1 protein-coding gene is annotated in these 776 nt (G+C 51.2%); it reads left to right on the top strand.

What is annotated here, in order from left to right; translation table 11 throughout:
* A partial coding sequence (locus HMPREF2554_RS09140) for a DUF6318 family protein (RefSeq protein ID WP_070554865.1) occupies positions 1-623 on the top strand: 623 nt, incomplete at its 5' end.
* Positions 624-776 lie beyond the last annotated feature (153 nt).

Here is a 776-nt window from a genome sequence, read left to right as displayed (position 1 = left end):
ATGGCGGCGGCGGTTCTGATTCGTCGAAGCGTGATGATTACAGCGGCGAGGTGAAGTATGACAAGTTTGATACTTCCGCCGGGAACTATGAGCCCGCAACTCGCGAGCATCCGGCGAAGAATGTTCCGAAACCTATTAAGCCGGATAACTTGAATGAGAAATCGGTGGAGGGCTTCTATCAGAATATCGCCTTTATTATTGCTAGTTTCCAGTATTTCTATATGACGGCAGATAGCAGTGCTCTTAAGGAAAGCAACCTTAAAGGCAAAGAACAACTCTCAAAGGCTGAAGAACAGATGAAATCTTCTGGGGCACCAGATAAGCTTTGGTCTGAGGACTTCACCGTCAAAGCTTCTCTTGATACTCCGCAGCCCAAGATTGAAGGCGACACCTATACATGGGAAGGAAAGGTATCGGCGAATCTGGGCAGCTTTACGGTTCAAAACGGTCAGGTGACGGATATTCCCGAGAAATCGCGGCGTCAGGAAGGACCGCAAACCTTTAAAGGCACCTACAAAGATGGCACTTGGGAAATTGACCTTGGAATGAGCAGCTCTGCATCCTCAGGTGCCAGCGGTGGCGCATCCACCGGTTCCGGCAGTGGCGGAGGACTCGGGTTCTAAACCTCTTTCTGGCTGAACCGCATCGGACGTAAATATGGGACAAGCCCGCAGAAACACGTGCGTTTCTGCGGGCTTAACCCATGTCTGCGGGGCTTGTTGCTGCGGCAGGAGTGTCATAAACCTGTACTGCGGCTCTACTCCGGGATAATAGAG

It is taken from the genome of Rothia sp. HMSC071F11, from assembly GCF_001809115.1.
Taxonomy (GTDB): domain Bacteria; phylum Actinomycetota; class Actinomycetes; order Actinomycetales; family Micrococcaceae; genus Rothia; species Rothia dentocariosa.
This window is presented reverse-complemented; position numbering and strand designations above follow the sequence as displayed.